Below are 6,000 nucleotides of genomic sequence, written 5' to 3'. Positions count from 1 at the left end.
TGTTGCGGGGGTGGTTCGGGAGGTGGGGGGGATTTGTGGGGTGGGGGGTGTGGGGGGTGGCGGTGAGGTTGGGGCTGCTGGGGGTGATGGGGTTGATGGGGGTGGCGGGGCTTTCGGGGGTGAGGGGGCTGGTGGTGCTGTGAGGGGGGCTGGGGCTGCTGGGCTTGCTGGATTTGCGGGGGGTGGTGGGGCTGCTGGACGTGCTGGGGCTGTCGGGGGTGGTAGTGGTGCTGGAGTTGTCGGGGCTGCTGGAGTGGGTGGGGCTGTCGGAGTTGCTGGGGTTGCTCGGCGTGCCGGAGCGGCTGGGGTTGCTGAGGGCGGCGGGGTTGGTGAGGTTGGTGGGGGTGCTGGAGTTGGCGGCGGCTCTGGGGTTTCCGGTGGCGTCGGCTTGTCTGGCGTCGGTGGCGTCGGTGGCGTCGGTGGGGGCGGTGTTTCCGGTGGCCCAGGCTTCTCTGGCGTCGTCGGTGGCGCCGGCTTCTCTGACGGCGTTGGTGGGGTCGGCGGCTCTGCCGTCGCCGGGCTGCTGGGGGTCGGGGTCGCTCTTCCCGGGCCGCTCGATCACCGGCTCGGTGTCCTCGGTCGTGTCACCGGCTTTCCTGACTGGGACGGCTTTCCCCTAAGGGACACCCTGGCCCGTGAACTGGGGTTGCCCGTGGTCGTCGACAAGGACACCAACGCCGCCGCCCTCGCCCTGGCCGCCGCCGGCGAGTCCGGCTCCTTCGCCTACCTCCACCTCGGCACCGGCCTCGGCGCGGGGCTCGTCATCGACGGTGCGGTCCATCGTGGAGTGCGCACGGGCGCGGGCGAGTTCGGCCACCAGATCATCCAACTCGACGGTCCCGTCTGCCCCTGCGGCAAGTCCGGCTGCATCGAGGTGCTGTGCCTCAAGGCCATCGCGGAGGGGGAACTGGGGGAGGCGGCAAGGGTGTTGGGCATAGGTGCGGCCAACTTGGTGGCTCTGCTGGACATCGACCGGGTGCTCCTGGGCGGCCGTACGGTGATGTCGGCGCCGGAGGTGTTCGTGGCGGGGGTGTCCGCTGTGGTCGGGAGCGGGTTGGTGGGGGTTGCCGGGGTAGGGGTGCGGGGGGTTGCCGTGGGGGCGGCGCAGTTGTTGTTGGGGCCGGTGTTCGGGAGGGGGAATGGGTGAGGGGGTGTGCCTTGGGGGCTTGGGGTGGGGGAGGTTCGTAAGGGGGGCAAGTTTGGCGAGGGGGCTTGGGCGGGGGGCGTAAGGGGGGGCGGCAAGTTCGGCGAGGGGGTTTGCTGCTGGGGGTTCCCTTAAGGGGCTTTTGGTGTGGCGGATCCCGTAGGGCTGATTCCGTAGGGTGGATCCCGTAAGGGGGCTTCCTGTGGGAGGGCTTCCCGTAGGGGTGGTTCCCGTAAGGGGTTCTCGTAGTAGGGCTTCCCGTACGGGTGTCTCGTGGGAGGGCTTCCCGTAAGGGGTTCCCGTGGGAGGGCTTCCCGTAAGGGTGTCTCGTGGGAAGGCTTCCCGTAAGGGGTTCCCGTGGGAGGGCTTCCCGTAAGGGTGTCTCGTGGGAAGGCTTCCCGTAGGGGCGTCCCGTTGGGTGAACCTCGTACGGCGAACCCCGTAGAGGCCAACCCCCGTAGAGCGGATCCCTTAAGGGAGCTTCCCGTAAGGGACGTGCCGGACGGCGAACCCCGTAGGGGCTAACTCCGTAGTGCCAACCCCGTAGGGCGAGTCCTGTACGGCCCACTCCGTAAGGCGTACCCCGTAAGGTTCCCCGTCCCCACCCGAACCCGGCGCGCGCAAAGAATCGTATGAGCTGAACGGGCGGACTCCGAACCGCCCCGGAGCGGCGGCCCAGGAAACCTCGGCGGCTTCGGCAGGCTCACATGACCATGCGACCGTCCCCGATTCCGTCCCCGCCCAGGTCTCCAACCCCTTGCTCACCCTCGCCGACGCCGACGTCTTCGCGTTCACGCCAGTCCCGCCCCCGCCGAACCTCCGCGCACTTGGCCGCCGCCGCGACCCTCGCACTGACCCCCACCCTCACCGGCATCCTCACGGGCCCGCCCGCCATGGCCACCGCCCGGGCCCATGCGACACCTGCCGCCCTAACGGCTCCCGCAGCCCAGGCCCCCGCCGCCCGCGCCCTGGCTCTCCCCGCCTCCGCCGCCGGGGCTCTGCCTGCCCCCGCCGCCCTCGCTGTTCCAGCCACCGCAAGCCTCTCTGCCCCCGCTGCTCGGACCTTCCGGGCTTCCGCCGGCCTGGCGGCTCCCGGCCTTTCCGCCCCTGCCGCCCGCGCTGTTCCGCGTGCCCCAGCTCTCCCTGTTCCGGCCCTCTTTGCTTCCGTCGCTCAAGCCTCCGAAGCCCTTGCTGCCCCGGCCCACCTGACTCTCGCCGGCCTCGCAGCCCTTGGTCTTCCCGCCTCCGCAGCTCAGACCCCTGCCGCTCCAGCTCTCCCCGCTCTCGCTGCCCCGGCGTTCCCTAATTCCGCTGGCCTGGCGGCTCCTGGCCTCCCTACCTCTGCCGCTCGCGCTGGTTCGCGTGCCGCAGCTCTTTCGTCTCCTGCTGCTCAGGCCCTCCCGGCTCCTGCCGCTCAAGCCCATGCCGTCCGCGCCATTCCGCGTGCCCCGGCCCTCTCGGCTCCCGCTGCCCTTGCCGCTCCTCGCCTCCCGGCTCCAGCCATTCCCGCTGCCCAAGCCTCTGTCGCTGAGGCTCTCCCTGCCCCCGCCGCCCTCGCCGCTCCCCGCCTCCCCGCTTCAACCCCTCCCGCTGCCCTAGCTCCTGCCGCTCGCGCCGTTCCCCGCGCCCTAGCTCTCCCCGCCTGCGCCGCCCCCTCTGCCGCGGACTTCCCCCTCGCCTCCCGTCTTCGCGGCGGTCCGAATGTCTACGAGGCCGGCGGGGGATACGGCATCTGGTATCTCGATCTCGTCAACACCACCGCGCGCAGCTGTGCCGGGATTCATCCGGTGGTTGTGCTTGTTGACGCGCGGCGGGTGTTGAAGGCGTCGCAGGCCCGGCTGGAGTTTCGGGACGGGGGGCGGGAGCGGGAGGTGCGGTTCGAGGGGACGGATGCGGATGAGCTGGTGGCGCCGTTCACCGGGGATGGCGGCGGTTTCGCCGGGTTCACGGTTCCCGCGCGCGGCACGCTCAGCGTCCGGCTCCGTCTGTCCTTCACCTCCGACGCCCCCGCCGACGAGATCACCGCCCGCGCCGCCGTCGTACAGAAGCGCGGCGACGACGGGACGTGGGTGGGGGAGTCCAACGCCTACCGTTTCACCGTCGGCCCCGGCAGCGGCGTCGATGCCTCTGCCGACGTCCCCGCCGACGCTTCCGCCGACAACCCCGTCGGCCCCTCCGAACCCCCCTCCCTCGCCGGCCGCTCCCTCGCCGACGAGGCCCGCGAACTCGCCCGCACCGGCCTGGGGCTCGGCTCGATCGCGGGAGGACTGACGGCTGCGGTGTGCTTCGTCGCGGCGGGGGTGGGGCTGCTGCTCGCGAGACGCCGCCGCTGAGCGACCGCGCCCCTTAAGGGCCGTCCCTCCCTTAAGAACTGCCTCCCTTAAGGGAACCTCCACCCCTAAGGGCTGCCCCCACCCTTAGGGACTGACCCTGCCCCTAGGGGCTGGCCCTCCCCTGAAGCCTCCCGCACCCCCACCTAGGGGACATCCCTTGGGTACGACCACACCCCCACGCCCCCTGAGGCGCCGCCCCCACCCTTAAGGACTGACCTTGCCCTAGGGGGCTGGATCCTCCCCACACCCCTTTGGATGCTGCCCCCACCCTTAAGGGCCGCCACTCCACCTGCCCGCCCTCTGCCCGGCCCCCTCCACCCCACCCCTCCCAAAACCCACCCATTCCCTCAAGATCCGACCTTGCATAGGCTGACCCCGATGCACTCACGTTGCATCCGCGCACGGTACGGCAGGAGAACCCGGACATGGCAGATCGCAAGCCCATCGAGTCGTGGCTCACCGACATGGACGGGGTGCTGATCCATGAGGGGGTGCCGATCCCCGGTGCCGACGCGTTCCTGAAGAAGCTGCGGGAGTCGGGCAAGCCGTTCCTGGTGCTGACCAACAACTCCATCTACACCCCGCGCGACCTGCACGCCCGCCTCAAGCGGATGGGCCTGGAGGTGCCGGTCGACAACATCTGGACCTCCGCGCTGGCGACGGCGAAGTTCCTCGACGACCAGCGGCCGGGCGGCACGGCGTACGTGATCGGCGAGGCGGGGCTGACGACGGCGCTGCACGACATCGGGTACGTGCTGACCGACCACGAGCCGGACTACGTCGTGCTCGGCGAGACGCGCACCTACTCCTTCGAGGCGATGACGAAGGCGGTCCGGCTGATCAACGCCGGCGCCCGTTTCATCTGCACGAACCCCGACGAGACCGGCCCCTCCACCGAGGGCCCGCTGCCCGCGACCGGTGCGGTGGCCGCGCTGATCACGAAGGCGACCGGCAGCAAGCCGTACTTCGCGGGCAAGCCGAACCCCCTGATGATGCGTACGGGGCTCAACGCGATCGGCGCCCACTCCGAGAGCAGCGCGATGATCGGTGACCGTATGGACACCGACGTCCTCGCGGGCATCGAGGCCGGTATGCAGACGTTCCTCGTGCTCACGGGGCTGACCCAGGCGGAGCAGGTGGAGAACTACCCGTACCGCCCGTCGAAGGTCGTCGGCTCGATCGCGGACCTGGTCGAACGGATCTGATCCCCTAGGGGAACGGCACCTACGGGCGAGCCCCTAGGGAACGGCACTCACAGGCTCGCCCCTTAGGGACGGCACCTACGGGCTCGCCCCTAAGGGACGGCTCCTTAAGGGCGCGCCCCTAAGGGAACGGCACCCTAAGGACATCCCCCTAGGGCACCTCTAAGGGACGGCCTCCTAAGAGGCGCAGCACACCCCCGAGCCCCCCTCTCCGGGACAACCCCGGTACCACCCTTACGGACCAACCCCGCCCCGCTACAGATGCGCCAGCCTTCCCCCTAGGGGAGCCTCCAGGTATCTGGAGGTTCACGATGGGCTCACCGCGTCTCGCATTCCGTGACGGCATCCTCGCCGCCGTACTCCTGCTCACCCCCGCGCTGTACGCCCCACCGGCCCACGCGGCGGACACGGTGGACGGCGGGCGTGAGATCGCGGTGACCCCGCAGACCCCGGCGGCCGGAGCCGAGGTCGCGCTGAGGGTCAGCGGCTGCGCCGGCAAGACCGCGAAGGCCGTGTCGGACGCCTTTGTCTCCGACGCCCGCCTGGCCGGTAGCGACGGTCAGTTGATCGGCGAGACGAAGGTCCGCTCGACCGTCGCGCCCGGCGCCTACGACGTCCGCATCACCTGCGCCGACTTCGAGATCAAGGGCAAGCTCACGGTCGTGGGCCCCCCGAAACCCGGCGACCGGCAACCGGACGGAGGCGGCGGAGGTGGAGGCGCCGGCAGAGACGGCGGGCACCAGCCCAACTCCCCGGCCCAGCACAACCCCCCGGCCCCGTACGCCTCCCCGGTGGCCCCCGTCCACGCGGGCGGCGGCGGAACCGCCAAGGACACCGAGCCCGGCAGGGACACCGAGCCCGGCAAGGGCACTGAGCCCGGCAGAGACACGGCCCCCGGCAGAACCCCCGACTCCGCCGAAGGAACCGTCCCCGGCAAGAACACCGACCCCGGCGCCACCCCCGGCAAGAACACCCAACCCCTCGCCGAGGCCGAAGCCGACCCGGAAGCCCGCGCCGAAGGCCCCGGCACCGCCCACGCGATCACCGGCCTGGCCCTCACCGCCCTGGCCGCCGCAGCCATCGCCCTACGCGGAGCCCGCCGCAGACGCGGCGACGGAGCGGACTGACCGTGCCAGAACCCGCCCCCCGAGCCGGCCACGGCACCAGCTACGGCACCGGCCACGAACACCGTGCCGCCCACGAGACCCCTTCCGGTCCCAGTTCCCGTGCCGCCCACGAGACCCCTTCCGGTCCCAACTCCCGCCCCGCCCACGAGCCCCCTCCCGGTCCCAACTCCCGCCCCGCCCACCAGACCCCCTTC

General features: G+C 71.3%; 4 protein-coding genes. All 4 read left to right on the top strand.

What is annotated here, in order from left to right:
• The first annotated feature begins 139 nt into the window (after positions 1 to 139).
• The 4 genes from ACYUD3_RS33340 (at position 140) to ACYUD3_RS33325 (ending at position 5,806) form a co-directional block, all read left to right on the top strand.
• Positions 140 to 1,147 (top strand): ROK family protein, encoded by a 1,008-nt coding sequence (locus ACYUD3_RS33340; protein ID WP_470978380.1) that lies wholly within the window; start codon positions 140 to 142, stop codon positions 1,145 to 1,147.
• A gap of 1,784 nt (positions 1,148 to 2,931) precedes the next feature.
• Positions 2,932 to 3,477, top strand: a complete 546-nt coding sequence (locus tag ACYUD3_RS33335) for a hypothetical protein (RefSeq protein WP_470978377.1) — start codon at positions 2,932 to 2,934, stop codon at positions 3,475 to 3,477.
• A gap of 425 nt (positions 3,478 to 3,902) precedes the next feature.
• Positions 3,903 to 4,682 (top strand): HAD-IIA family hydrolase, encoded by a 780-nt coding sequence (locus ACYUD3_RS33330; protein WP_470978374.1) that lies wholly within the window; start codon positions 3,903 to 3,905, stop codon positions 4,680 to 4,682.
• Between the two features lie 308 nt (positions 4,683 to 4,990).
• Positions 4,991 to 5,806 carry a hypothetical protein gene (locus tag ACYUD3_RS33325; protein WP_470978372.1) on the top strand — a complete coding sequence of 272 codons (816 nt, stop codon included), beginning with the start codon at positions 4,991 to 4,993 and terminating at the stop codon, positions 5,804 to 5,806.
• The last annotated feature ends 194 nt before the right edge of the window (positions 5,807 to 6,000 follow it).

It is taken from the genome of Streptomyces sp. AMJ-169 (assembly GCF_055597585.1).
This window is presented reverse-complemented; position numbering and strand designations above follow the sequence as displayed.